The 22,076-nt window shown below is 66.7% G+C and carries 29 protein-coding genes and 1 riboswitch; of the genes, 13 read left to right on the top strand and 16 right to left on the bottom strand.

All coding sequences use genetic code 11. From position 1 onward, the window contains the following. Nucleotides 1–26 precede the first annotated feature (26 nt). On the bottom strand, nucleotides 27–989 hold the full coding sequence (locus tag ACYVOK_RS09630; RefSeq protein ID WP_460661940.1) for a helix-turn-helix transcriptional regulator: 963 nt from the start codon (nucleotides 987–989) through the stop codon (nucleotides 27–29). A 91-nt stretch (nucleotides 990–1,080) separates the two neighbouring features. On the opposite strand from ACYVOK_RS09630, the gene ACYVOK_RS09625 reads away from it, so the two are divergent. After that, on the top strand, nucleotides 1,081–1,542 hold the full coding sequence (locus tag ACYVOK_RS09625; protein ID WP_460661939.1) for a VOC family protein: 462 nt from the start codon (nucleotides 1,081–1,083) through the stop codon (nucleotides 1,540–1,542). Nucleotides 1,543–1,632: 90 nt separating this feature from the next. Here the strand turns inward: ACYVOK_RS09625 and ACYVOK_RS09620 are convergent, their stop codons facing one another. From ACYVOK_RS09620 to ACYVOK_RS09605, 4 genes are all read right to left on the bottom strand, one after another. Further along, a complete protein-coding gene (locus ACYVOK_RS09620) occupies nucleotides 1,633–2,370 on the bottom strand; it encodes a VOC family protein (RefSeq protein ID WP_460661938.1) in 738 nt (245 codons plus the stop codon). Between the two features lie 100 nt (nucleotides 2,371–2,470). Beyond that, the gene (locus tag ACYVOK_RS09615) at nucleotides 2,471–3,070 is read right to left on the bottom strand and encodes a dihydrofolate reductase family protein (RefSeq protein WP_460661937.1); all 600 of its coding nucleotides are present in this window, start codon (nucleotides 3,068–3,070) and stop codon (nucleotides 2,471–2,473) included. Further along, nucleotides 3,067–3,900 (bottom strand): metalloregulator ArsR/SmtB family transcription factor, encoded by an 834-nt coding sequence (locus ACYVOK_RS09610; protein ID WP_460661936.1) that lies wholly within the window; start codon nucleotides 3,898–3,900, stop codon nucleotides 3,067–3,069. Before ACYVOK_RS09610 ends, ACYVOK_RS09615 begins: the two co-directional genes overlap by 4 nt. An 81-nt stretch (nucleotides 3,901–3,981) precedes the next feature. Beyond that, nucleotides 3,982–4,749, bottom strand: a complete 768-nt coding sequence (locus ACYVOK_RS09605; protein ID WP_460661935.1) for a phytanoyl-CoA dioxygenase family protein — start codon at nucleotides 4,747–4,749, stop codon at nucleotides 3,982–3,984. A 200-nt stretch (nucleotides 4,750–4,949) separates the two neighbouring features. On the opposite strand from ACYVOK_RS09605, the gene ACYVOK_RS09600 reads away from it, so the two are divergent. Beyond that, nucleotides 4,950–5,669: an alpha/beta hydrolase gene (locus tag ACYVOK_RS09600; protein WP_460661934.1), complete on the top strand. Its 720-nt coding sequence runs from the start codon at nucleotides 4,950–4,952 to the stop codon at nucleotides 5,667–5,669. 122 nt (nucleotides 5,670–5,791) lie between these two features. Here the strand turns inward: ACYVOK_RS09600 and ACYVOK_RS09595 are convergent, their stop codons facing one another. Then, on the bottom strand, nucleotides 5,792–6,514 hold the full coding sequence (locus ACYVOK_RS09595; RefSeq protein WP_460661933.1) for a VOC family protein: 723 nt from the start codon (nucleotides 6,512–6,514) through the stop codon (nucleotides 5,792–5,794). A 260-nt stretch (nucleotides 6,515–6,774) separates the two neighbouring features. On the opposite strand from ACYVOK_RS09595, the gene ACYVOK_RS09590 reads away from it, so the two are divergent. The 3 genes from ACYVOK_RS09590 to ACYVOK_RS09580 all read left to right on the top strand — a co-directional run bounded on the left by ACYVOK_RS09590 (nucleotide 6,775) and on the right by ACYVOK_RS09580 (nucleotide 8,596). Continuing rightward, the gene (locus ACYVOK_RS09590) at nucleotides 6,775–7,524 is read left to right on the top strand and encodes a DUF3626 domain-containing protein (protein ID WP_460661932.1); all 750 of its coding nucleotides are present in this window, start codon (nucleotides 6,775–6,777) and stop codon (nucleotides 7,522–7,524) included. Further along, nucleotides 7,521–7,835: a putative quinol monooxygenase gene (locus ACYVOK_RS09585; protein ID WP_460661931.1), complete on the top strand. Its 315-nt coding sequence runs from the start codon at nucleotides 7,521–7,523 to the stop codon at nucleotides 7,833–7,835. Before ACYVOK_RS09590 ends, ACYVOK_RS09585 begins: the two co-directional genes overlap by 4 nt. A 305-nt stretch (nucleotides 7,836–8,140) precedes the next feature. Further along, nucleotides 8,141–8,596, top strand: coding sequence for an NUDIX hydrolase (locus tag ACYVOK_RS09580; protein ID WP_460661930.1), 456 nt, complete (start codon nucleotides 8,141–8,143; stop codon nucleotides 8,594–8,596). A gap of 245 nt (nucleotides 8,597–8,841) precedes the next feature. On the opposite strand, the gene ACYVOK_RS09575 is transcribed toward ACYVOK_RS09580, so the two are convergent. Next, entirely contained in the window at nucleotides 8,842–9,171 is a 330-nt protein-coding gene (locus ACYVOK_RS09575) for a hypothetical protein (protein ID WP_460661929.1), read from the bottom strand. Between the two features lie 196 nt (nucleotides 9,172–9,367). On the opposite strand from ACYVOK_RS09575, the gene ACYVOK_RS09570 reads away from it, so the two are divergent. Continuing rightward, nucleotides 9,368–9,631: a hypothetical protein gene (locus tag ACYVOK_RS09570; RefSeq protein ID WP_460661928.1), complete on the top strand. Its 264-nt coding sequence runs from the start codon at nucleotides 9,368–9,370 to the stop codon at nucleotides 9,629–9,631. 406 nt (nucleotides 9,632–10,037) lie between these two features. Here ACYVOK_RS09570 and ACYVOK_RS09565 read toward each other — a convergent pair whose 3' ends face one another. Further along, on the bottom strand, nucleotides 10,038–10,964 hold the full coding sequence (locus tag ACYVOK_RS09565; protein ID WP_460661927.1) for a phosphotransferase family protein: 927 nt from the start codon (nucleotides 10,962–10,964) through the stop codon (nucleotides 10,038–10,040). A gap of 493 nt (nucleotides 10,965–11,457) precedes the next feature. Continuing rightward, nucleotides 11,458–12,228 (bottom strand): HAD family hydrolase, encoded by a 771-nt coding sequence (locus tag ACYVOK_RS09560; RefSeq protein WP_460661926.1) that lies wholly within the window; start codon nucleotides 12,226–12,228, stop codon nucleotides 11,458–11,460. Between ACYVOK_RS09560 and ACYVOK_RS09555 the strand changes: the two genes are divergently transcribed. The 5 genes from ACYVOK_RS09555 (at nucleotide 12,200) to ACYVOK_RS09535 (ending at nucleotide 15,332) form a co-directional block, all read left to right on the top strand. Then, on the top strand, nucleotides 12,200–13,105 hold the full coding sequence (locus ACYVOK_RS09555) for a phosphotransferase family protein (protein ID WP_460661925.1): 906 nt from the start codon (nucleotides 12,200–12,202) through the stop codon (nucleotides 13,103–13,105). The two genes, ACYVOK_RS09560 and ACYVOK_RS09555, sit on opposite strands and share 29 nt — an antisense overlap. A gap of 214 nt (nucleotides 13,106–13,319) precedes the next feature. Continuing rightward, nucleotides 13,320–13,781, top strand: coding sequence for an NUDIX domain-containing protein (locus ACYVOK_RS09550; protein ID WP_460661924.1), 462 nt, complete (start codon nucleotides 13,320–13,322; stop codon nucleotides 13,779–13,781). Between the two features lie 41 nt (nucleotides 13,782–13,822). Then, nucleotides 13,823–14,152, top strand: coding sequence for a hypothetical protein (locus tag ACYVOK_RS09545; RefSeq protein ID WP_460661923.1), 330 nt, complete (start codon nucleotides 13,823–13,825; stop codon nucleotides 14,150–14,152). A 47-nt stretch (nucleotides 14,153–14,199) separates the two neighbouring features. After that, nucleotides 14,200–14,325 (top strand): hypothetical protein, encoded by a 126-nt coding sequence (locus ACYVOK_RS09540; RefSeq protein WP_460661922.1) that lies wholly within the window; start codon nucleotides 14,200–14,202, stop codon nucleotides 14,323–14,325. A gap of 86 nt (nucleotides 14,326–14,411) precedes the next feature. After that, nucleotides 14,412–15,332 carry an aldo/keto reductase gene (locus ACYVOK_RS09535; RefSeq protein ID WP_460661921.1) on the top strand — a complete coding sequence of 307 codons (921 nt, stop codon included), beginning with the start codon at nucleotides 14,412–14,414 and terminating at the stop codon, nucleotides 15,330–15,332. On the opposite strand, the gene ACYVOK_RS09530 is transcribed toward ACYVOK_RS09535, so the two are convergent. Further along, nucleotides 15,319–15,903, bottom strand: coding sequence for a dihydrofolate reductase family protein (locus ACYVOK_RS09530; protein WP_460661920.1), 585 nt, complete (start codon nucleotides 15,901–15,903; stop codon nucleotides 15,319–15,321). The two genes, ACYVOK_RS09535 and ACYVOK_RS09530, sit on opposite strands and share 14 nt — an antisense overlap. 99 nt (nucleotides 15,904–16,002) lie before the next feature. Next, on the bottom strand, nucleotides 16,003–16,506 hold the full coding sequence (locus ACYVOK_RS09525) for a cysteine dioxygenase family protein (protein WP_460661919.1): 504 nt from the start codon (nucleotides 16,504–16,506) through the stop codon (nucleotides 16,003–16,005). A 149-nt stretch (nucleotides 16,507–16,655) separates the two neighbouring features. Here ACYVOK_RS09525 and ACYVOK_RS09520 point away from each other — a divergent pair, with 149 nt between their 5' ends. Together ACYVOK_RS09520 and ACYVOK_RS09515 are read left to right on the top strand one after the other, a co-directional pair. Next, complete coding sequence (locus tag ACYVOK_RS09520) at nucleotides 16,656–17,462, top strand: LysR family transcriptional regulator (RefSeq protein WP_460661918.1); 807 nt, start codon at nucleotides 16,656–16,658, stop codon at nucleotides 17,460–17,462. Nucleotides 17,463–17,487: 25 nt separating this feature from the next. Continuing rightward, nucleotides 17,488–17,871, top strand: coding sequence for a VOC family protein (locus ACYVOK_RS09515; RefSeq protein WP_460661917.1), 384 nt, complete (start codon nucleotides 17,488–17,490; stop codon nucleotides 17,869–17,871). A gap of 4 nt (nucleotides 17,872–17,875) precedes the next feature. Here ACYVOK_RS09515 and ACYVOK_RS09510 read toward each other — a convergent pair whose 3' ends face one another. The 5 genes from ACYVOK_RS09510 to ACYVOK_RS09490 all read right to left on the bottom strand — a co-directional run bounded on the left by ACYVOK_RS09510 (nucleotide 17,876) and on the right by ACYVOK_RS09490 (nucleotide 21,983). Continuing rightward, nucleotides 17,876–18,754, bottom strand: a complete 879-nt coding sequence (locus tag ACYVOK_RS09510; RefSeq protein WP_460661916.1) for a metallophosphoesterase family protein — start codon at nucleotides 18,752–18,754, stop codon at nucleotides 17,876–17,878. 24 nt (nucleotides 18,755–18,778) lie between these two features. Further along, nucleotides 18,779–18,857: riboswitch (ZMP/ZTP riboswitch) on the bottom strand. Nucleotides 18,858–18,901: 44 nt separating this feature from the next. Further along, nucleotides 18,902–19,912: a pectate lyase family protein gene (locus ACYVOK_RS09505; RefSeq protein WP_460661915.1), complete on the bottom strand. Its 1,011-nt coding sequence runs from the start codon at nucleotides 19,910–19,912 to the stop codon at nucleotides 18,902–18,904. 211 nt (nucleotides 19,913–20,123) lie between these two features. Next, nucleotides 20,124–20,681: a cysteine hydrolase family protein gene (locus ACYVOK_RS09500; RefSeq protein ID WP_460661914.1), complete on the bottom strand. Its 558-nt coding sequence runs from the start codon at nucleotides 20,679–20,681 to the stop codon at nucleotides 20,124–20,126. A 56-nt stretch (nucleotides 20,682–20,737) separates the two neighbouring features. Then, the gene (locus tag ACYVOK_RS09495) at nucleotides 20,738–21,040 is read right to left on the bottom strand and encodes a DUF1905 domain-containing protein (RefSeq protein ID WP_460661913.1); all 303 of its coding nucleotides are present in this window, start codon (nucleotides 21,038–21,040) and stop codon (nucleotides 20,738–20,740) included. Further along, nucleotides 21,033–21,983 (bottom strand): helix-turn-helix transcriptional regulator, encoded by a 951-nt coding sequence (locus tag ACYVOK_RS09490; RefSeq protein ID WP_460661912.1) that lies wholly within the window; start codon nucleotides 21,981–21,983, stop codon nucleotides 21,033–21,035. The genes ACYVOK_RS09495 and ACYVOK_RS09490 overlap by 8 nt, the downstream gene beginning before the upstream one ends. Nucleotides 21,984–22,076 lie beyond the last annotated feature (93 nt).

The following is a 22,076-nucleotide window of genomic DNA, read 5'->3' as shown; positions in this document are numbered from 1 at the left end:
GAACGAGCGGTTGCCAGCAGCAGAGGCTAGTGAGGCTTGGCTGCGGATAGGAGTCTTTTGGCGAGGGTTTGGCAGCGGGTGGAGAGTTCTGGGGGGTCGATGACCTCGAAGTCGTGGCCCAGGAGGACGACGTGCATGAGGACGAAGTCGAGGCTGTCGGCGCCGCTCAGGACCTCACAGCGTTTGGTGCCGCGGGGGCGTACGACGGCGGCCGCCGCCGGGATCTGGGCGCGCACGGTGTCGGCGGGTGCGTGGATCAGGAAGCGTGCCTGATACCGGTAGACCCGGCTCGCGACGCTCTCCTGCACGTACGCCGCCGCGTCGGGCGCCGGCCGAGGCCGGAAACGCCAGGTCCCCGCAGCCACCTCCGTCATCCGGTCGACGCGGAAGCTGCGCCAGTCGTCGCGATCAAGGTCGTAGGCAAACAGATACCAGCGCCGGTCTGAGGCGACCAGACGGTACGGCTCGACGCGGCGCCGGCGTACGTCGGTCCCGGACGGATAGTCGAAGCGCACCACGACCTCGTCACGACAGGCTCTGGCCAGCGTCATCAGCACGTCAGGGTCGACCGACGTACGACCGCCGCCGAACGACTCCACCGAACCGGACAGCGCGCGCACCTCGTGCCGCAGCCGGGTCGGCAGCACCCGGTCGAGCTTGGTCAGGGCCCGCACCGCGGCGTCGCCGGCGCCCGCGACCGCACCACCCGCGCCGGCGAGCAGCGAGACCGCGGTCGCGATCGCTTCCTCGTCGTCGAGCAGCAACGGCGGCAAGTCCTGCCCAGCGGCCAGTTGGTAGCCCCCGCCGACCCCTTGGCTCGCATGCACCTGGTAGCCGAGTGCGCGGAGCCGTTCGACATCGCGCCGTACTGTTCGTGGCGTGACCCCGAGGCGGTCCGCGAGTTCCGTGCCGGTCCAGACGTGGCGCTGCTGCAGCAGCCCGAGCAGGGTCAGCACCCGTTCCGTCGTACCCCGCTCGTTGTCGTCCATGTCGCCTACTGTGCCGCAGAAAGCGGACCGATTCTGTCCGCTAGGCGTGTCATGGTGACCACATGAGAATCACGACGAACGGAGCAGCCCGATGAGCCGCGAATTCCAGGTCACCTTCGACGCCCACGACCCGCGGGCGCTCTCGATGTTCTGGCGCGACGTACTGGGCTACGTCCACCCTGCCCCGCCCGGAGTCGAGCTGCCCGAAGGCGCCGACCCACTCGCGGCGTGGGACGAGTTCCTCGAGCGCATCGGCGTACCGGAGGATCAGCGCAACACGAGGTCGGCGCTCGAGGACCCGACCGGTGAAGGTCCGCGGCTGTTCTTCCAGCAGGTGCCGGAGGGCAAGGTCGCCAAGAACCGCGTCCACCTCGACGTCCGCGCCGCCCCGGGGCTCCAGGGAGACGAGCGGATGGCGGCGCTGGAAGCCGAGTGCGAGCGTCTCGTGGCGCTGGGCGCGACACGCGTACGGCGCTTCGAGCCGGAGCCCCCGCTCGAGTTCGGAACCATCACCATGACAGACCCCGAGGGCAACGAGTTCTGCCTGGACTGAACCTCGGTTGCGGAACCTGTGTGACCTTGCGGCGGACGGGCGGCGGCGCCAGGGCAGCGCGCCGCTGTCCGTCCCGCGGGGGCCTCTGCGTCAGCTTCGAGCGAGAACGCAGAACTCGTTGCCCTCCGGGTCGGCGAGGACCTTCCACCTGACATCGCCCTGGCCGACGTCGGCAGGCGTCGCGCCGAGGGTCCGTAGGCGGTCCACCTCCGCCGCTTGATCGTCACCGGGGTACGGGAGTACGTCGAGATGGACGCGATGCCAGGCGTTCTTCAGATGGGGCGTGCGGAGGAACTCCAGGTACGGGCCGACACCCTTGGCGGAGCGCAAGACGGCATGATCGTCGGTCACCTCGTGCACGGTCCAGTCCACCGCCTCGCCCCAGAAGTGGGCCATGGCCCGCGGGTCTGCGCAGTCGACGACCACGGCGGCGATCGGCCCGGTGTCCCGGTAGATCTCCCGAGGCTCCAGCACGCAGAACAGGTTGCCCTCCGGGTCCGCCAGAACCGTCCACGGCACGTCGCCCTGGCCCACATCGGCCGGCGTCGCACCGAGAGCTTGCAGGCGCGCGACCAACTCCTTCTGATGATCCGCTGAGGTGGTGGCGAGCTCGAGGTGCGCGCGGTACTTCACCGCCTCGGGGTCCGGAACGGTGACGACATCGACGCAGAGGGCGGAGGGGTCCGGCCAGTCGAAGCCCACGGGTTCGACGTTGGTCACACCGGGTCCCTCGCTGGAAACACCCCAGCCGAGCGCGTCCGCCCAGAACTGGCCGACCGCCGAGTCGTCCCGAGCCTTGAAATTCACCTGAACAAGTTGCAACGCCATGCCGCCTACCCTATGTCCACCAGATCCACCGCCATGAACCACTCACCCCCGTTCCGGGGTACGGGTGGCGGCACCCCCGGGTGACCGGGCGCCGGCGTGATCAGCGGGTGCGGTCGTAGACCAGGGCGACCTCGCCGAGTTCGCCGGCGGTCTGGCTGACGAGGGTCCACTGGTTCTCCGGCAGGCCGTCGTCGAACAGGCGCGGCCCGTTGCCGAGGAAGATCGGGAAGATCATCAGCGCCAGCCGGTCGACCCTGTCGGCGGCCAGCAGCGCCTTGATGACGCTCGCGCTGCAGAACACCGCGATGTCGCCACCCTCGGTCGCCTTGAGCTCGTCGACCACGTCCACGGTGGGACGGTCGACAATCGACGTACGCTCCCACGGCGCTTCGCGGAGCGTCGAGGACAGGACGACCTTCTCGGTCTCGACCAGCCACTTCGCGAACGCTTCGTCACGCGGGTCCGCGCCCTCCATGCCGATGACAGTCGGCCAGAAACCCATGAAGCCTTCAGCGTTGACGCGCCCGAGCAGCGCCGTCGTCGCCGGCTCGAACAAGCTGGCCATGTGGTCGCGAGCGACGTCCGTGGTGGCGTACGGCAGCACCCAGCCCATGTCGAGAGGATCCGGCTTCGCGTAGTGGCCGTCGATGGACAGTTTCATGGTGGTGACGACCCGGCGGCCGCTGGTCTGCTGTGTCATGTCGCGCTCCTCAGGTTGGTGCGGTCGAGGGCCGCCGCGAGCTTGTCGAGACTCTGACCGAAGCCGATCTCGATGCCTGCGATGAAGTCGGCGGAGTCGACCGTGCTGTCGGTGATGCGGTACTGGACGTCGAGTTCCGTGCCCGTGTCGGTGGGCTGCAAGGTGAAGTCGACGTGGGCGGTGAACGCCGTGGTGCCATCAGGCAGCGTGGGGGAGAGGTGGTAGAGGAGTCGCTGTCCCGGACGTACGTCGACAACCGTCCCCTCCCCGCGTCCGGCGACGAGATCGGTGCCGTCGGCGTCCTCGGCATCGCGATACTCCAGGACGATCCGGCCGCCGGGCTGCGCCTCGAAGACCAGTTCCGAGATGCGGAGGTCGTTGGGTGTCCACCACGCGGTCAGCAGCGACGGTTCCGTCAGGTGGCGCCAGACCAGCTCCGGGCTTCCTGCGACCGTCCGCTCGAATCCGAACGTTCGCCCGTCGGCCCACCCGGACTGCTCGGCAGCAAGCCGCTCCGCCTGGACGCTGACGCCGTACCGGTCGAAGGTCTCGCGGAATCCGCCGGCCTGATCTGCGCTGTCGGCGAGCCGGAGGAGTTCAGCGGCCAAGTCGCGGAGGGGAGCGGATTCGAGGGCGTAGATCCTGCGCTGCCCGCTCCGCTGCGACGTGACAATGCCGGCCCGCTCCAACGTCTGCAGATGCTTGGTCGTCTGCGGCTGCCGCGCACCGGCCAGCTGCGCCAACACGCCCACAGACCGCGGCCGCTCCGCCAACAACCCCACCAACCGCCACCGCCCGGCATCCGCCAACCCACTCAACACCGCATCCATACCCAGAATCATTCACCAAGACGAATATTCGTATCAAGGAATAATTCTGCGCCTCGGCGACGCGTTGGAGGTTCAGCCGGATCAGCGCGGCCAGCCGGTTTGCCAGATCATGCGGCTGCGCATCATCCGCGGGGTGTCGCGCGCGTTGGGTGCGATCGAGTGGAGGATCCACGGATGGGTGAGGTAGACGTCACCAGCCTGTCCGGTGAGCTCAACCACCCGGACCGGGATGCCGTTCAGGTCCGCCTCGGTCATCAACTCGGCAGCGCTGGTCCTGTCCTCGCGAGTCAGTTGAAGGAACCACGAGTGGGATGCCAGGACCTGATCGCGCACCGTGCTGAAGTCCCGCTCGCTGGTGGTGTCCAGGTACCGCGCGATCACCCGATGGGAGCCCGCGACCTGCGGCGTACCGGCACCACCGGGTTCGAGGTCACCCAGCAGAGCCCAGACCTTGACGCCCACCAGTTCGTCCTGCGGGAGCTCGAATCCGACATCCGTGTGCCAGTGCCGGTGCGGTACCGACCAGGGCTCGCCGGTCGGCAGGGTGACCAGGACCTGTCCTTGGTGCGGCGGCTCGGTCCAACCTGCTGGACCGAACAGCTGGTCGAGCGCTGTCCGGAGCGGTGGGCCGAGGATCGCATTCGCCGCCGGGTCCTTCTTGGTGGTCGCCAGCTTTGTGGGCCGTACCGGCGTCCAGGTGCTGCGATCGTCACGCAGTATCCCGTGCCGCTCGGCCAACTCGCGCCAGAGCACATCCCGCATCCGGGCCGCGTCCTCCGCAGCGAACGCACCCGGGATCCGCAGGATCCCGTCTCGCGTGAACTCCTCCAGCTGCGCGTCGCTGAGCATCTCCCCATGCTGAGCTGGTCGCCCTGACCACGCCACTCATATTTCTCGGCCTGTCTTCCCCGCGACGTGTCACCAACACGCGCTGAACGTGCCAACGCGCGCTGGGGGCGCCCGTTCTGCGCTACGTTTCGACCTTGAGCAGCTAGCTGCGGCCCGCGTCGCTAGGGACACGACCCTGAAAGGTCGAGGTGCGACTACCAATGGATGACCAAGCAGCCGTCGGACCCGGTGCTGCAGAGCCGGTGTCGCAACCAGCTCGCGCTGATCGGATAGCGGGAGAGCTCGTCACCGAGACCTTCGAGTACGACGGCGGTCGGCAAGTCACGGTGTACGTGCCGCCGGAACCGCCGGAGGCAGTCGTGTTCGCCGGCGACGGTCAGTTGATCTCGCAGTGGGGCGCGTACCTCGAGGCGGCCGACGTACCGCCCACGATGATCGTCGGTGTCTACCGCACGGACGACGAGGATGAGATGGCGCGCATCCGCGAGTACTCACCGTCGTTCGACGAGGAACGGTTCGCCGCCCACGAGAGCTTCTTCGTCGACGACGTCCGCAGCTGGGTGCGGTCGCGCTTCAGCGTCGCCTTGCCGGCCGAGCGCACCGCGGTGTGCGGCGTGTCGGCGAGTGGAGAGCTCGCGCTCGCCATGGGGCTTCGGCATCCCGACATCTACGGCGCGGTCTTCTGCGCCTCACCCGGTGGCGGCTACCACCCGCCCGCCGAGCTGCCCAGCCCTCTTCCGCGCACCTACCTCGTCGCCGGAACGCTGGAGCCGTGGTTCCTCGAGAACGCGACCCGCTGGGCGGACGCACTCCGAGATGCCGACGCGGACGTCGTACTCACCGAACGCATCGGAAACCACGGCGACCCCTTCTGGCAAGCCGAGTTCCCCCTGATGATCACCTGGGCCTTCGGACGCTGAATCCGACCCTGGTCGCGCCCTGTGTTTGATCTGTGAAGGCAGTGCGCGGATTGATGCCTGGAGCAACTGACGTGACTGAGCCTCGGGGGAGGTGACATTGCCCGGCGGTGGGGGAGTTCGCGTTAGCGGGGTGGGAGGACGCAGAACTCGTTGCCGTCGGGGTCGGCCATGACGACCCAGTCGACGTCGCCTTGGCCGATGTCGAGTCGGGTGGCTCCGAGGGAGCTGAGACGGTCGACCTCGGCTTGCAGGTCACCACCGGCAGGCGGGGCGAGGTCGAAGTGCAGCCGGTTCTTTCCGAGCTTCGGCGCCACCGGCGGACCGCCCCAGGTGATCTTCGGACCGCCGTGCGGCGACCGGATCGCGGTCTCCTGGTCCTGGTCCCAGACCAGCGGCCACTCCAGCGCCTTGCTCCAGAAGTATCCGACCTCCTGCGAACCGTCGGACGCCAGCGCCCCGATGAACCCACAGTCGGCCAGGAAGTTGTTGCCCGGTTCGATGACGCAGAACTCGTTGCCTTCGGGGTCCGCAAGAACCACGTGACCCTCTTCGGGAAGCTGACCGACGTCGATGTGCCGGGCGCCGAGTGCGAGCGCCCTGTCGACCGTCTGCTGCTGATCCTCGAGCGACTTGCTCGTCAGGTCGAAGTGCATCTGGTTCGGGCCGGCCTTCTGTTCCTGGCTCGCGACGAACCGGATCCGGAACCCGGTGTCGTCGTTCGGCAGGAGCGCCACGCCGTCGTGGTGATCCTCGGTCGTCTCCCAGCCCAGGAAGCCGCCCCAGAACCGCGCGAGACCATCCGGATCGTTCGCATCGAAGCTCAACGCGAAGAGCTGAGTAGTCATCGGCGTACACCTCTCAGATCCGCCAGCCGCCGGCACCAACCAGAACCGCAACGCTAAGCGCCGACCGACACTCACGCAAAGCAATTAGCCACACAACGAAACCCCGCCGCTGTGTCCTCCACGCCGTACGGCGGTGCGGTGAGGAGGGAGTTGACGAGGCAGTGGAGTAGTAGCCGGATTGCCCGGCTGAGCGTGGGCGCCTGGCTGGATGGAGCACAATGCCGTCATGTTGACGACGCCGCGACGGGACACGTGGGCTCGTGCTTGAGTACGTCGGCGTGCAGTTCCACCCTGACTGGCCCTTCGGGGACGGCCTTGTGATCGAGGCGATCGTCCGGGACGGCGTCTACCGCTCTCAGTTCGAGACCAGCATCTCGAACGGCGGGCTGACCGCCTTCCCAGGTGGTGATCGCTGGCGCTGGGAGAGCCGCCTATTCGACGGCCGCTACGACTCGGCGCTGCCCGCCGAGCGACCCATCTACGGCGCTCTGGATCGCGGTCGCTACGCCCACGGCCCGGCGATCCGCTTCGGGTCGGCGTTCCTTCGTCTCCGCCGGGAGGTCACTGCGCGGTCGACCTTCTGTTTCCCGGATTCGGTGTTCGAGCCGGAGCTGGTGGTTGGTCCCGACAGGTTGAGCGACGTGACGGCTCTGGCGGACGCGGCCGAGCATGACGATCTCGACGACTACATCGAGGCACATGTTCACGGCGGCGTCAGGCTGGTCGAAGACGTCGAGGCAATCGTCCTCGACCCATGCTTCCGCGACACCGCGGTCGAACTCGAGGCACGCAGTACTGGTTGCGCGGTCGAGTGGCACCCGGGATTCAGGCTCTCGACCGCTGATTTGGATCCCACCTACCGCGGTCCCGAGTACGTCGGACTAGCACGGTCCCTCGGTGACGACCTGACCCCAGCACTCATCGGATCCGCCGCACGATCAGGCCTCCACGACCTCCAATCCCTCAAACGAGTCTGGCACCTCCTCGCCCACTTCGGCCGCGCCGTGTGATCACACCCTGGCTCGGCTCAGTACGCCGGGGACCGCGGGACAAGGCGGTCGCCACGGCGGCGGATGACGAGCCCGGGACACTTCGGTACGACTGGTTCCAGGGCAGCGATCCACAGAAGTTCGTGGTGATCGAGGAGTACGTCGACTCGGCCGCGGCATTCGCTCACAACGCCCACTGCGAACAACTCCTGACCAAAATCAACGAACTGGCCGAGATGACGATGCTGCAACTCCACGGCAACATCACCCCAGATCTCCAGGCATTCGCCGACAGCCTGCCGATTGCCAGAACGTACCCGTCGCTGACCTGACTTCACCTGGGCAACTAGGGGAGTGGGAGTTGCGGGGGAGTACCCGAGCGAAGGACTCGGGTCAGGCTGTTTGCCTCTTGGCGTGACATGCCCGGCGACCGTCCCAGCGGGGGGACCTCAATCGGAAAGGCCGTCCGCGTGCAGCAGCACTCGCCATCCGGCGGCCCGGTCAGCTTGGCGACGACATTCGTCCGAAGACGACCACGGGTCCCGACTCGACCTCGTCGTACGCAGCATGCTGTATCAGGAGCAGCCGCGATCCGTCCGGAGCCTCGGATACCCGCGCTCGTGGTTATCCTCAGGCGGTGCACTTCACCGACTACGACACGCGACTTGCCGCGTACGCCCTGATAGTCGACGATGCCGACCGAATCCTGCTGACGTGGTACGTCGGGGGACCGCATTCACCGGCCTGCTGGACGTTGCCAGGCGGCGGCGTGGAGTACGACGAGTCGCTGCAACGAGCGGTCGCCCGGGAGGTCCTCGAAGAAACCGGCTACATGGTCGATGTCGGCCGACCCGTCGCCGTCCACACCTCAACCGAACCGCGCACCCGTCACAGCGGCCGCCCGTACAAAGCCGTCAGAGTGGTCTTCGCAGCAACCGTGACAGGCGGATCACTAGGCACCACCGAGATCAACGGCACCACCTCCCACGCCCAATGGATCCCACTCGACCAAACACCCACGCTCACCCCACGCGCCCCCATAATCGACGCCACCCTCTCCGAACTCCAGGCACACCGCCCCCGGGACAGCTGACGATGTGCTAGGCACTGGTCTCGTTTATCAAAAGGCGAGTGGGACTTCGGCGACAAGATCGAACTCGAACGTCACGAGGCGACCTTAGCCAGCGCGCTCATGGGCAGGGACCGTGCGGACTGCGGCATGAGCCGACGTTCAGCTGACCGCCGCATGTCCGAGTGCACCTCTCGTGAACCGGGGCATCGACGCTGACAAAGCAGGCCGGGCCATGCTGTTCGCTGCGATCGGGTCGGAGAAACCGACTAGCTGTCCGTCATAGCCGGTTCGTGCAAGTACGTGACGCGCTTGCCCAGTGCGTTGGCGTACGCGATCTCGCGGCGGGTGGTCTCCCCGACGTAGCCACCGGGGTTCACGATTCGCACCTCATCTGCGAGGTCGATCCGGCGGAGGTGCAGTTCTCCCAAGGCTCGCACGAGCAAAGGGTCCAGCACAGACGCCTCGGTGGCCTCCGGAGCCAGGACGATCGCCAGATCGAGCGTCAAGCGCGTGCGCTCGGTAGCAAACTCCCTGCTGAAGCGCAGAGAACCGCACAGACAAACGATCTTCGGGCGAGCAACCGGCACGTTGGACATGGACACCCTTCAAGAGCCAAACGTTCTCCAGCATCTCATGCTGCCCAGCCGGCCAACCTCCGTGAAGGCTCGCTTCCCGCTCATCGGCTGCTTGTTTCATTGACGTGGAATGGTGTCTGGCAAGCTCGGCCGGTCATCCGATTAGCCACTACGAACCGTCCGCTCATCGGCATGAGGGCGCTTCACTCCCGGCGGCATGTGCGGATACTTGTCCCGTGGACCTTCGAGCGCCGGAGCTCAGGACCGCGTCGCGGAGGCTCAAGCAGCTCTGCGCAACTGGGTGATCAACCTGAACAAGGAACTGGCCGGCAGCGGCGTGCACGCCGCCCACATCGTGATCAACGTCTGGCTCGGCGGCGGTCCGGAAGGCAGCCCGACGGCCACGCCCGAGCAGATCACCCGCCTGTACTGGGACCTCCACGAAAACCGCGACCGCTCCGAGGCCGTCTTCAACGCCTGACCATGTCACCGAAGCCGTCACCCTCACCGCACTACCGGAGTCTCTGCGTCAGATGCAACTCCGACAGTCAGCGCCGATAAGCCACATTATGTCAACTAGTAGCTGCTGCACCAGATGAATCGACGCCGCGGCCGCCGATCGTCGCAGGGATGCTTCTACTCCCCCTCGTCAAGGTCATCACCCTACGGCTCGACATCGTTGACGACCGGCCTGACGGCATGAGCATCACGCTCGGCCGGCGGCCGACCGACGTGCCAGAGCCGTTCGCTCATTCTCCTGTGCGATCACATCGCGGCGCGCCGCATCCTCCGAACGCCGCCGGGCCCGGCAATACCGTGTCTCTTCCCCAGCACTCTCGCCGGACGGCAGCTTCACCCCCAGCACCCGGCACAGAAGTGGGTCACTGTCACATGAGCAGCAGCGCCTCGAGTTCTGGGAGTCGGCCGAACAGGTCGGGGAGGCCGCGGAGGCCGTTGCGTACGGACTCGTGCGACAGAGCGAGGTCAGGGCCGGTGCTCGCCTCGACACCGGCGAGGCAGCGGAGAATGTTCCACCTCGTGTGCCCCAGCCAGCCGCCGATCATGAACACGAACCAGCTTGGACCCCACGGCGGCAGCGCTCCGCCCCCTGCGACGTAGCCGTCGAGGACCGAGCGGAAGATGGTGGGCTCGATGTGGCCGAAGCCAGGTCCCTTCGCGAGGCTCAGCGCGGTCGAGCCGAGCTCACCGGACAGGTCGAGCATCCCCGAGAGCTCCCAGTCGAGGACCACCGGCCGGCCGTCTCGAGCGAGCAGGTTCCACGGTTGGATGTCCCTGTGGGTCAGTACGACGGGGCCCGGCCGTTGGCAGGTGTCGACGAAGTGGGCAATCGCGAGGAACGTCTCGACGCGGGAGGCGAGTTCGTCGGCCCACGGCTGTCCGGTCGCCGCCGCCCGCTCGGCAAGCTCGGGCCAGTCCCCTGACGTCGGCTCCTCGATCGACACGTGGGTCCACTCGACGTCGAGCGCGTGGATGCGCGCGAGGATCTCACCGATCTCGAACGCGTACGCCGCCGACACCGGTGCTTCAGGCACCTTCTCTCCCTCGACCCACCGGTGGACGAGCGTGTTGTGGCTGGCCGAGATCGGCTCCGGCATCGGTATGCCGGCGACGAAGGCCGCCCGCTCGAACCTGAACACGTCCTCGACGTGGTAGGTCCAGCGGCGGTCGACGAGGTTCAGCTCCTTCACCGCGAACGACCCCTGGTCGGTGTCGAGCCGGTACATCCGGTTGGCGAACCCGCCGTGAACGCGGACCATCGGCCCGATCGGCTCGCCGAGCTGCGAAAGGTTCACTGACGCAATCTAGGGCTCGCAGTTCATCGACGCACCGGAATTACCCGGGATACATGCCGCGCAGAGCGTTCCATCACTAGACACCCCCGGCCGACCGATGGCCTCGGTGCAGCTGATGCCCGGTTGACCCGCCCGGCTCCCCCGCCCGGTCAACCGGCGTCCCTTTGCGACCTAACACCACCTCCGGGGATTCCGCGCCAAGGCAGCAGCAGACTTCCCCAGCCAAGCAGGATCACCGAAACGGCGACGTTCCTGATGTGGCTGAACGAAACGTACCGGCGGGCCACCGGGCCTACGACGCGAACCGCGATCCCAACGTTCTTCGTCGCAGCCAAGAAGGCGCGACCCAGCACCGCCGTGCTGTTCAACATCGATCGGCTAAGACCAGGCCGTCGCTCAGCCAGGAGCAGCGTCTCGCCTGGATCCAGGAAATCCTCACCGGCATCGGCGAGTCACTCCCCTACCACGTTGCCGGGATGCTCCTGCCGCTCTATCAGGTTACATTAAGGATAATGTCCTTCAATTCGATCAGGGTTTCGATTCGATAGGTCGCCTGTGAAAAGTCATGTGTTTTTGTGAAGTCGTTATGGACGATGACACAGTCGATGCCGGCCGCCACGGCGGAGTTCAGGCCTCTGGATGAATCCTCTACGACCAGCGTCTCTTCTTTGGTGGCTCCGAGGCGTCCTAAGCCGGTCAGGTATGGTTCCGGATGGGGCTTGGAAAGCTTGTAGTCTTCGCGAACCAGGACGAAATCCATGAACTGTCTAATTCGGCGCCTTTCATGGATAATGTCGAAATCCACACGTTTTGCAGTCGTCACGATGGCCATGCGGACGTATTTTGACAGTTCGGCAAGAGTGTCGACGACGCCTTCGATCTCGATGGCTTCTGTCCTGAGGTATTCCTGGTAATAAGCATCACGAACCTCACGCTGCCTGCTGATGGTCTGTTCATCGATGCCTGCCGCCCTGGCTTGGGCCCAAGTGCCCAGTCCCTGGCTCATGTCCCGGAGGTACTGGTCCTTGTCCAAAGTCAGACCAATGTCCGCCAGGGCGCGTTCTCCAGCTTTGTAATACCAGAATTCGGTATCCACCAGAACACCGTCATGATCGAAGAGTATGTACTTTTTCACTCTCTTGACCTTTCCCAGGTGGGCAGCGAGGCAGCAGGCGGACCTGAGCGGGCGATCGAAAATGCAGATGCCTCGCAGCGGATCGTTGAGGGAGACTTGGATGATGGTGACGACGCCTCGCTCGATCATCGACTCGGTGGTGCGATCAGTCTGCGGCCGCGACGTCGAGTGCCTTGTTCCTCTCGCCGGTGGTGGGATGAATGAGACGTACCGCGTTGAGCTTGTCCGCGATGTCGCTGTGGTCGTCCGGATCGCGCGTCAGGGTACGCCGTGGTTCATCGATGAGGCGCACCTGATGGCGCAGGCGCGTGACGCAGGCGTCCCGACGGCAGAAGTGCTCGGTCTCGAGCATCTCGATCACCATGGCGAGTTGCTGTCCTTCTCGATCCAACGGTTCCTTCCGGGCCGTTCCCTCGGGGAGCTCATCGGCAGGCTGCCTGCCTCTGATCTCGAGCGCTTGGTCCTGGACGCCGGTGAAATTCTGGCGCGGGTACACAGCGTGGACCCGGACGCCGGGCGCGGTATCCGGCACGAGCTGCGGCTGCCCGAGGAAGGCGCCGTCGCCAGGATCGCGCGCATCGTCGAGGAGACACTCGGCCCAGCGGCAGCCGCGGTCGTCGAGCGTGGTGCTGACTTCTTGCGCCACGAGGTGACGACCCGTCCGGTGCCCCCGTTATCGCTCGCCCAGGGCGATTTCTTGCCGAAGAACCTCCTGGTCCACGACGGTGCGATCGTCGGCGTCATCGACTGGGAGTTCGCAGGCCCCGCGTCGCCGGCATTCGACCTCGCCCGGTGGGAGGTGTCTGCCGGCGCGCCCTTGCATGACCGCTCGGACCTGCTGCGCCGCGGGTACGCGCGGGTCGCTGATCCCGAGTTGGCAGATGCCGACTTGACGCCAGCCTTCGCCATCGACTGGACACTCGAGATGCTCGGTTGGAAGAACCCTGCTTCGCCGGCGCAGTTCCGGCGCTGCGTGGACGTGATTGCCCGCTACACGACTTCTTGACCAACTCAGCACCATGCACCTCTTGGTGAGCTGTTCCCGCCGATCCGTCGTAGGGCAAGATCTCGAGCGAGTGCGGCTCAGGAAGGTGGCGAGATCGAGCCCTTCGTGTAGGCGTCCGTAAGCGGTTCCCATCACCGGGCCGGCGGTGCGTCAGCCAGTCGGGGCCCGCACATGCAGGGAAGAGACTGTCGGAGGTTGGTGGCATGGTCAGCGGATGGTGATTCCGAGAGCAGTTGCTGTTGTGTTCGATGCGGACAAGGTGCTCGTCATCAAGCGCTACCTGCGTCGCGACCAGGCCGGCGACTGCGTCATGTGTGAAGCCGGCAACGCGCGAGGGCCGCACTGTGCTGGCCATCATTACGCCGTTCTTCCCGGCGGGCACGTTGAAGCGGGCGAAACTCCGGAAGAGGCTGCATTGCGCGAACTCGCGGAAGAGACGACGCTCACCGCAACGATCGACCGACTGCTATGGATTGGTACGCACAATGGACGGCCCGCCTACTACTTCCTCATGACCGAGATCCAGGGTGTCGCGCGATTGTCCGGCCCCGAGGCGGCGGCACACTCCGACAACAACAGCTTCGAATTGGTCTGGACGTCGCCCCGCAGTCTCGGAAGAGTCGGTATCCACCCAGCAGAAGTCGAAGCACGCCTGACCGAATTCATCGGTAGGTGATCGGGCTTGGCGAGGGTCGTGGTTGGGTGGCGGGATGGGTGATGCGTGATGCCGCTGGGATGACGTCCGACGTGGATCTGATCGTGCTGACCGACGAGCCGGAGAAGTACTGCGGATCCGACGACTGGCTGGCTGCGTTCGGGGCCGTCGACGTCGTACGCCGCCAGCAGTGGGGCCCGTACGTGACCGAAGTGCGGCTCGTACGACGGTCGGGCCTCGAGATCGAAGTCGACGTCACGGCACGAGCCTGGGCGAACACCGATCCGGTCGACGCGGGCACCAGACGCGTGGTCACCGACGGAATGCGCGTCCTGCACGATCCCCAGGCCGTCTTGGCCGCCTTGCAGAAGGCCTGCGGACAGACCCGCTGAGCCGCGGTTGCGCCGCAATGCGCGGGCCAGGCCGTCGGCCTGGCGAGATGGATGCCATCACCGCGTTCAACGACCGGCTCGTGGCCGAGGGCAACTGGGTCTTCGCCGGCGGCCTCGCAGACACCATCGCGGCCGAGGTGTTCGCAGTTGTCGTGGGCGGTGGCCGCGACTGACGCGGTGGATGATGAGCCGGATCATTGGAGAGAAAAAGCTGCCACAAAAGCTGGACGAAATTCACAGCTGGCCTTATCCTGGCCGAATGCAGAATTCGCAGAAGAATGCATTCCTACCAATTAACTTATCATCACAAAATGCGCAGCGCAAGTCGTCGATTGGCGACCGGCGGGTCGGGCGGATCGGGTTCGGCACGAAGCGCCTCGCCGGCGGCAACGGCCACGACGCCCAGGACCAGGCGATGGCGTTGTTGCGGCGCGCCGTCGAGCTCGGCGTCGACCACATCGACACGGCCGGCTTCTACCCGACGTACGGCGGTTCCGGGAAGGCGACGGACTTCACCGGGCTCGGCTGGGCGAACGAGGTGATCCGCCGAGCGCTGGCGCCGTACCCGGAGGAGCTGGTGATCGCCACGAAGGTCGGACCGACCGAGGCCGGGATGGCGTCACCGGAGCAACTGCCGGCGCTGGTCGAGAAGGACCTGCGCAACCTCGGCCGGGACACCCTCGACGTCGTATACCTCCGCCAGCAGGGCCTCGACTCCGTCGCGGAACACTTCGGCGTCTTGGCCGAGCTGCGGGACAAGGGCCTGATCCGGCATCTGGCGCTGTCCAACGTGCGGATACATCACATCGCGCAGGCGCAGGCGATCGCGCCGGTTGTCGCCGTGCAGAACAGGTACGGCGTCGGCTTCGGTCGGGTGAACGACGAAGTCCTGGACCTCTGTGGTGAGCAGGGGATGGCGTTCGTCCCGTTCTTCGCGGTCACCGGAGCCGGCCGGGAGGTCGGTGGGGTTGCCGTGGACGATGTTGTACTCGCCATCGCGCGCGAGCACGGCGCGACACCGGCTCAGATCCGGATCGCCTGGGCGTTGAGCCGCGGCGACCACGTACTCGCCATTCCGGGCACGGGCAGCCGCGACCATCTGGCCGAGAACGTGGCGGCGGGCGGCGTCCACCTCTCCCCCGAGCAGATCGCCGCACTCGACAAACTCAGGGACGACTGATGACGCGGTAGCGCAGGTGGGTGGCGTCACGCCCGCGGAGTACGTCGACCGTCTCAAGTTCGATCTGGTGGGCGTCGAGGTGCTCGAGCAGGCGCCGGCCCTGGCCGAACAGGACCGGGACGAGGTGGATCTGGATCTCGTCGAGCAGGCCCGCCTTGAGGCACTCTGAGGCGACCGTGACGCCGTGCACCAGCACGTTCCTGTCACCGGCGGCGTCCTTGGCCTGACGTACGGCGGACTCGAGGTCGCTGGTGTACGTCACGAGCGGCATGTTCGCGAACTCCGGGCCGGGCTGGTGGCGGCTGTAGATGAAGATCGGTACGCCGTCATGGTGGTCGCCGTCCCAGCCGTCGGCCGGTTCGAAGGTGCCGCGGCCGGCGACCACCGCACCGGTCGAGAGAAAGTCGGCCAGCACCTGCCGATCGCCGTCCTGGTTGGCGGGATCGTCCGGGCCGGTCGTCCACGCGTGCAGCCGCTGACCTCCGTCCCCCAGGCCGTGCTCGCGTGTTTCGTTGGGTCCGGCAACAAAGCCGTCCAGGGACATGGACATGTACAGAACAGTCGACGCCATCGCATTCTCCTGACACACCCGGTCGGCTTGTCCGACCACTCACCCCTCCGTCGATTACACCCGCCACGAATCGACACGTTGATCCGCGGGACGAGTCGGTCAGTTGTAGTAGCGACGGACGCTCGAGCCGATGCGGGTGACGTCGGTGCCGTAGATGTGGATGGAGATGGCGGTGTGGTCGCTGGTGTTGTGGACGCGATGGATGTCGCCGGGCGGGGCAAAACCGCTCACGTCGCCGACGTGGTTGTCGTTCTCCCCGATCAGGCGGAGGTCGGCGTCGTACAACTCCTCGTGCTCGACGCCCTGGACGACGCCGAACACGCACCAGGTGACGTGGTCGTGGATGCGCGTGATCTGCCCCGGCCGCCAGACCAGGCCGATGATGGAGAACGATCCGTCCGGCTCAATCCACAGTTGGTGACTCCGGTAGCTGTCCGGTGAACCGTCGCGCTGTTCGGCGGTCAGTACGTCGGGCGTCGGCAGGTGCAGCCGGAGCTGTTCGGCGACGAGGTCGGCGGTCTCCGACCAGCCGGCGTGCTTGTGGACGGCTGAACGGACGCCGTCCGCCAGTGCGGTGATGGGGTGGATCAGTGTCGTGGTCATGCATCGAGCGTGCGCGCACCGGATGTATTACGTCTAATGCCAAATTTCATGCTCATCGATAGATAGAGTTGATACATGCTGGACGTCACCCGCCTGCGTGTCATCGACGCCGTCGCCCGCCATGGGTCCGTACCGCGGCGGCGAAGGAGTTGCACTACTCGCAGCCGTCGGTGACGCACCACCTCGCCCGGCTCGAGGCCGAGACCGGGGCGCAGCTCCTGCAACGAGTCGGCCGGGGCATCCGCCTCACCCAAGCCGGCCAACTCCTCGCCGACCGTGCCGCCGAGATCCTCGGGCGGATCGACGCAGTCGACGCCGAGCTCGCCGCGCACGTCGGCCTCACCGCCGGCCGGGTACGCCTGGCCGGTTTCTCCTCCGCCATCGGATCGCTCATCCCCCGCGCCGTGGCCGCGCTCGCCGAGTCGCATCCCGGCCTACAGATCCGCCTGACCGACGTCCACCCGCCGGAAGCGCTCGAGCTGCTGCGCACCGGCAAGATCGATGTCGCGGTCATCTTCCGGTACGACGAGACCGAGCCCGAGCCACCCGGCGTACGCCTGCATCACCTGCTCGACGACCCGCTGTACCTGCTGTCAAAGGGCCGAGGGCAACAACTCTCCGACCTGCGTGACGCGACCTGGATCGCGGGGTGTGCGCGGTGCCGCAGCCACCTGCTCTCGTTGTGCGCCGAGGAAGGATACGAGCCGCAGATCGGCTACACCTCCGACGACATGGTCGTGATGCAGACCCTGGTCGCCGCCGGACTCGGCGTGACCACGATGCCCGGACTCGCTCTGCGCGCCCACACGGCCGACGACATCGTCGCAACGAAGCTGGCGGGATCACGCCGGCACGTCTACGCGGCGACGTACGGCGAACCGCCCGATCCACCCGCCACCGCGGCTCTCCTGTCGGCGCTCGCCGCAGCAGCGAAGCTCGGCGACAGCCCTGGATGAATCGGCGCGCAAGTAGCCTGCGGGAATGGCTACGCATTGGACGCTGGGCTGTGACGCCGAGGATCCGCAGCGGCTGGCCGCGTTCTGGGCCGGTGCGCTCGGGTATGTGCAGGAGCCCGGGTACGACGATCCGGACGGCGCGTCGATCGTGGACGCGGACGGCCGCGGACCGGCGATCGGGTTTCTGCGGGTGCCCGAGAAGAAGACCTCGAAGAACCGGATGCACATCGACATCCGGGTCGCCGGCGAGGCGCCGTGGGACATGGCCGAGCGGGAGATGCTGATCCGGGCGAAAGCCGACGAACTTGCCGCCGCCGGCGCGACCCGTGTCCGCGAGGAGTACTACGGCGAACCCCTCGGCCACATCGTCATGCTTGACCCCGAAGGCAACGAGTTCTGCGTTGCCTGAGCCCTCACGTGATGGGGCTGACCTCGGGAGTGTCTTCGCCGGTGAGGGGGTTGTAGACGTAGACCTCGGTGCCGGCCTGGCGGTCGCGGGAGTGAATGGTGTGGAACATCGGCGAGAAGGGGCCGCCCAGGTCGACAACTGTTGCGCCGGCTCCCAGGACGCCTCGGACCGAGGACGGCGGAGCGGTCAGGTCGATGCGGGTGATGACGCCGGGGGTGACCCAGACCGGCTTGTCTCCCAGGCTTCCGGACAGTTGGTGGTGCAGGTGTCCACAGAGGACGGCGTGTACGTCGGTGCCGGCCAGAACCTGACCCAGAGCGGCAGGGTCTTGCAGTACGACGGAACTCATGTACGGCATCGCGTCGACGGAGATCGGCGGGTGATGGAGTACGACGATCGATCTGGCCGGCGCGGGTGTGGCCAACTCGGCCTCCAGCCAGTCGAGCTGATCGCGACCGAGCACGCCGTGCGTTTCGCCGGGGACGAGGCTGTCGAGGGTGATGACGCGCAGACCGTTGACCACGCTCACCGCGGCGATCACGCCGTCGAACTCGGCCCGGCGTCCGATCGGTGCGTCGTCCGGGCCGAGGTGACCCCAGCCGAGGACCGCCGCGAAGCCTTCCCGGCGGTCGTGGTTTCCGGTGCTGTAGACGTGTGGGATCCCGCGTTCCCGGCAGAACGCACCGACAGCCGACCGGACCGCGAGGCATCCTTCCTTGGAGCCGTCGTCGGCGATGTCACCGCTGATCACCACGAGGTCCAGCGACGGGACGTGGCGGACGTCGTACAGCAGTTGCCGCAACGCGGCGAGACCGTCGACGCCGTCCTCGTCCGGTCCGATGCGGCTGACGTGGGTGTCGGACAGATGCAGTACACGGTGCACGACCAGGCTCCTCGAGTCCCTTGCCTCGGGCACCCAGGCGGTCGATGCCCTGCTGTCACTCCCCGGTGGTTCGCGCCCACCCTCGCCAGTCGTGTCCCACCAGCCTACCGGTGTCCCGGCCGAGAGGGCCGGGACACCGGGACGGGACTAGATCTTGCCGGTGCCGGCGCCGGACGTGACGATCGACTTCACGTTCTCGGCGGCGTCGACGACGTACGGGTACGGGATCGCGCCGACGCTGGAGGAGTTCCGGGAAGCCGGCGTACCGGAGTTGACGAGGTAGTTGTTGAGGAGCTTCACGTTGCCCGCAGGTGAGTCACCGGTCTGGGTGACGACGGTGCTACGGACGTTCTCGAAGTAGTTCCGCTCCACATAGACGCCCGCGTTGCAGGTGGACGCGACGCCGTAGCCGCTGTTGCCTCGGTAGTAGTTGTTGACGACGTGCACCGGGTTGCCGAACCGGACCCGCGGGTGCCGCTGCGTGGTCCCGTCGAACCAGTTCGCGTAGTACGTCACCCGCAACTTGCCGATGTCCTCGCCGCCGTTGCCGTCGCTGTGCCCGATCAGCCCGACCTTGTCGTGGTTGGAGAACTTGTTCCACGACACGGTCACGTAGTCCGACGCGCGCTTGACGTCGACGGCGCCGTCGTACCCGCTGCTGAAGCTGTTGTGGTCGACCCAGACCCTGGTCGAGTACTGGATGTTGATCGCGTCGTCGTCCGAGTCGCGGAAGTTGATGTTCCGGATGATGACGTTGCTGACACTCGCGACGTTCAGACCGCCGCCGGTGATGGTGGCGCCGCTGCCGACACCGATGATCGTCTTGTTCGAGGCGACCTTGTTCATGCCCGAGAGGGTGATGGTGCCGGACACCCGGATCACCTTCGCACCGCTCGACTGCATCTGACTGATCAGGGCCGAGGCCGTCGTCACGGTGACCGGCGAGGCGCTGCCGCCACCGGTCGTGCCACCACCCTGGGTGGCCCAGCCCTGCAGTGAGAACGTGGCCGCCGAGGCCTTCGGCAGAGTTTCGGGTACGGCGACCGCCGACACCACGGCCGCCGAGACCACGGTGAGCGCGGTGGCCGCCGCCAGGTACGGCAACCTGCGTCGAACCGGTGATGAGTTCCGGCGCGTTGGGGACGCGAAGAAGGACATGAGAGAACCTCCGATTGGGGCGGATGGCGGGCACGCCGCAGTACGCCGTGGCGTGGGCGGCGGGCTCACCGGAAAGAGTCGGAAAGCGCTTTCCTAGGATCCTGGAACCGTACTGAAACCGGTTTCTCCCTGTCAAGGTCTCGTCACCGTTCGTGGCATGGAGCGAGGCGATCGATCGTTCAAACCCTTCCGTGCCTGGGGTGAAGAGTGTCTACGTGTCCTGGAAGGTGACGTCGGCGGTGTTCTCCACGGCTGCGGTGCGGCCTGGGGCTCGGTGGTACTGCCAGTAGAGGTTGGTGTGAGCAATCACCTGGTCGGGCGGTGGGGCGCCGTACTCGGTGAGGTCCTCGGTGGTGTGGGCGTCGCCGACGAGCGTGACGTCGTACCCGCGGACGAAGGCGCCGTGGATCGTCGAGCGGATGCACTCGTCGGTCTGCGCGCCGCTGACGACGAGCCGACCGATCCCGGCCTGCGCGAGGACCTCCTCGAGGTCGGTGTCCTCGAACGAGTCGGCGAACGTCTTGTGGACAAGCGGTTCGGAGTCTTCCCGGGTCAGCTCCGGGACGAGCTGCCAGTTGTCGCTGTCCTTCGGCAGGTCCTCGCTGTTGTGCTGGACCCAGACCACCGGCACGCGGTCGGCGCGCGCCTTGCCGACCAGGGTGCCGATATTGGCCACTACCTGATCCCGCTGGAAGCCCTGCGACACGACGCCGTTCTGGACGTCGATGACCACCAGTGCCGTGTTCGGCCGATCTGACAGTGTGGACATGCCATCCCCTCCCTCAACCGGGTGCACCAGCACGCTAGACGCGGTCGCCGACAGTTTCACGACACCTTCCAGCTGCGCAGCCGCAGCCGAACGGTCGGTACGTCACCGTCGTCGAGCTCCTCCGCGCGCCGGACCGCCGCCTTGACCGGCAGGACGTAGCGCCCGTCCTTGGGGAACATCGAGGTGTCCCAGACGCTGTCCCCGATCTCGGCCTGGACCGGGATCATTCCCCAGCCGTAGGTGACGAAGTCGGACTGGGCCTCGAAGTACGCGCTCTCGTCGTCCGGCACCGTGATGAAGTACCACGGTGCCGGCCCGCGCCAGTACCAGATCTCCCCGGCGAACTCGATCTCAGTCACAGGCACTCGCCTCCAGCAGCCTCCGGCCGAGCGCACGGCCGGCCTCCCGCAGTTCAGGTGCTCCGATGATCCGGTACGGCGCTTTGATCGCGGTCAGCTGGGCGGCGTACCAGTCCGGCTCGTCGGTGCTGGCGAGCAGCCGGGTGTGCTCGGCGTCGATCTCTTCGAGCCGGCCCATACTCCGCGGAATCCAGCAGGCGGCGTCCGCGAGCGGAGCGTCGATGACGACCTCGATCTGGTACTTCCAGCCGAGCGCGAGGTGTTCCTCCACCGCCGCCAGCGGGTCGAGGTCGTCCGGCGGTGTGAAGGTCGTCTCCGCAGCCTCGACCCGTTTGACCTTGTCGACCCGCAGCACCCGCTTGGCCGACTTGGAGTGGGACCAGCACAGCAGGTACCACCGGCCTCGGCGTACGACGACCGCCCACGGGTCGACGTCCATGGTCCATCTCTCGCCCGGGCAGCGCTCGTAGTCGATCAGCACGCGGCGCTGGGCGGTGCTGTACGAGACCAGCTGCGCCGTGACCTCGGGGTCGGGAGTGCGGGCACCCGGATCGGGCCCGCGCGCGCTCACCCGTCGTACGGCGTCGGTCGAGCGGGCGATCGGCTCCGGCAGCACCCGGATGATCTTGCCGAGCGCGATCTCGACCGGGTCGTCCGCGCCGCGCGGTCCTTCGAGCACCGCCATCACCAGCCCGAGTGCCTCCGCGGGGCTGAACATCAGCGGGGCGAGCCGCACCCCGCGCCCGACCCGGTAGCCGCCGTACGGGCCGCGCACGGACTCGATCGGGATGTCGGCCTCTCGCAGGATCCCGACGTACCGCCGGGCCGCCCGCTCGGAGACGCCCAGCTTCTCCCCCAGTTGTCCGGCCGTGATGCCCGGACTGTTCTGGATCAGTTCGAGCACCATCAGGGTCCGAGCCGTCGGACTTACGTCGTACGCCATACCTCAACCAATCCGGAAGCGGAACGTCCGGAACCACTCTACGGCGAGCTGGGCTCGGTGAACCGACCCAGACCGGATAAGTGCTCAGCCGGT

It is taken from the genome of Kribbella swartbergensis, assembly GCF_054784135.1.
The sequence above is the reverse complement of the archived record's forward strand: the minus strand, read 5'-3'. Positions and strand labels throughout refer to the sequence as shown.

Excerpts from the sequence above, each read along its gene's own strand:
- ACYVOK_RS09630 (WP_460661940.1), bottom strand. The coding sequence starts at position 989 with ATGGACGACAACGAGCGGGGTACGACGGAACGGGTGCTGACCCTGCTC.
- ACYVOK_RS09625 (WP_460661939.1), top strand. The coding sequence starts at position 1,081 with ATGAGCCGCGAATTCCAGGTCACCTTCGACGCCCACGACCCGCGGGCG.
- ACYVOK_RS09620 (WP_460661938.1), bottom strand. The coding sequence starts at position 2,370 with ATGGCGTTGCAACTTGTTCAGGTGAATTTCAAGGCTCGGGACGACTCG.
- ACYVOK_RS09615 (WP_460661937.1), bottom strand. The coding sequence starts at position 3,070 with ATGACACAGCAGACCAGCGGCCGCCGGGTCGTCACCACCATGAAACTG.
- ACYVOK_RS09610 (WP_460661936.1), bottom strand. The coding sequence starts at position 3,900 with ATGGATGCGGTGTTGAGTGGGTTGGCGGATGCCGGGCGGTGGCGGTTG.
- ACYVOK_RS09605 (WP_460661935.1), bottom strand. The coding sequence starts at position 4,749 with ATGCTCAGCGACGCGCAGCTGGAGGAGTTCACGCGAGACGGGATCCTG.
- ACYVOK_RS09600 (WP_460661934.1), top strand. The coding sequence starts at position 4,950 with ATGGATGACCAAGCAGCCGTCGGACCCGGTGCTGCAGAGCCGGTGTCG.
- ACYVOK_RS09595 (WP_460661933.1), bottom strand. The coding sequence starts at position 6,514 with ATGACTACTCAGCTCTTCGCGTTGAGCTTCGATGCGAACGATCCGGAT.
- ACYVOK_RS09575 (WP_460661929.1), bottom strand. The coding sequence starts at position 9,171 with ATGTCCAACGTGCCGGTTGCTCGCCCGAAGATCGTTTGTCTGTGCGGT.
- ACYVOK_RS09570 (WP_460661928.1), top strand. The coding sequence starts at position 9,368 with ATGTGCGGATACTTGTCCCGTGGACCTTCGAGCGCCGGAGCTCAGGAC.
- ACYVOK_RS09555 (WP_460661925.1), top strand. The coding sequence starts at position 12,200 with ATGATGGTGACGACGCCTCGCTCGATCATCGACTCGGTGGTGCGATCA.
- ACYVOK_RS09560 (WP_460661926.1), bottom strand. The coding sequence starts at position 12,228 with ATGATCGAGCGAGGCGTCGTCACCATCATCCAAGTCTCCCTCAACGAT.
- ACYVOK_RS09550 (WP_460661924.1), top strand. The coding sequence starts at position 13,320 with ATGGTGATTCCGAGAGCAGTTGCTGTTGTGTTCGATGCGGACAAGGTG.
- ACYVOK_RS09545 (WP_460661923.1), top strand. The coding sequence starts at position 13,823 with ATGCGTGATGCCGCTGGGATGACGTCCGACGTGGATCTGATCGTGCTG.
- ACYVOK_RS09540 (WP_460661922.1), top strand. The coding sequence starts at position 14,200 with ATGGATGCCATCACCGCGTTCAACGACCGGCTCGTGGCCGAGGGCAAC.
- ACYVOK_RS09535 (WP_460661921.1), top strand. The coding sequence starts at position 14,412 with ATGCAGAATTCGCAGAAGAATGCATTCCTACCAATTAACTTATCATCA.
- ACYVOK_RS09530 (WP_460661920.1), bottom strand. The coding sequence starts at position 15,903 with ATGGCGTCGACTGTTCTGTACATGTCCATGTCCCTGGACGGCTTTGTT.
- ACYVOK_RS09525 (WP_460661919.1), bottom strand. The coding sequence starts at position 16,506 with ATGACCACGACACTGATCCACCCCATCACCGCACTGGCGGACGGCGTC.
- ACYVOK_RS09515 (WP_460661917.1), top strand. The coding sequence starts at position 17,488 with ATGGCTACGCATTGGACGCTGGGCTGTGACGCCGAGGATCCGCAGCGG.
- ACYVOK_RS09505 (WP_460661915.1), bottom strand. The coding sequence starts at position 19,912 with ATGTCCTTCTTCGCGTCCCCAACGCGCCGGAACTCATCACCGGTTCGA.
- ACYVOK_RS09500 (WP_460661914.1), bottom strand. The coding sequence starts at position 20,681 with ATGTCCACACTGTCAGATCGGCCGAACACGGCACTGGTGGTCATCGAC.
- ACYVOK_RS09490 (WP_460661912.1), bottom strand. The coding sequence starts at position 21,983 with ATGGCGTACGACGTAAGTCCGACGGCTCGGACCCTGATGGTGCTCGAA.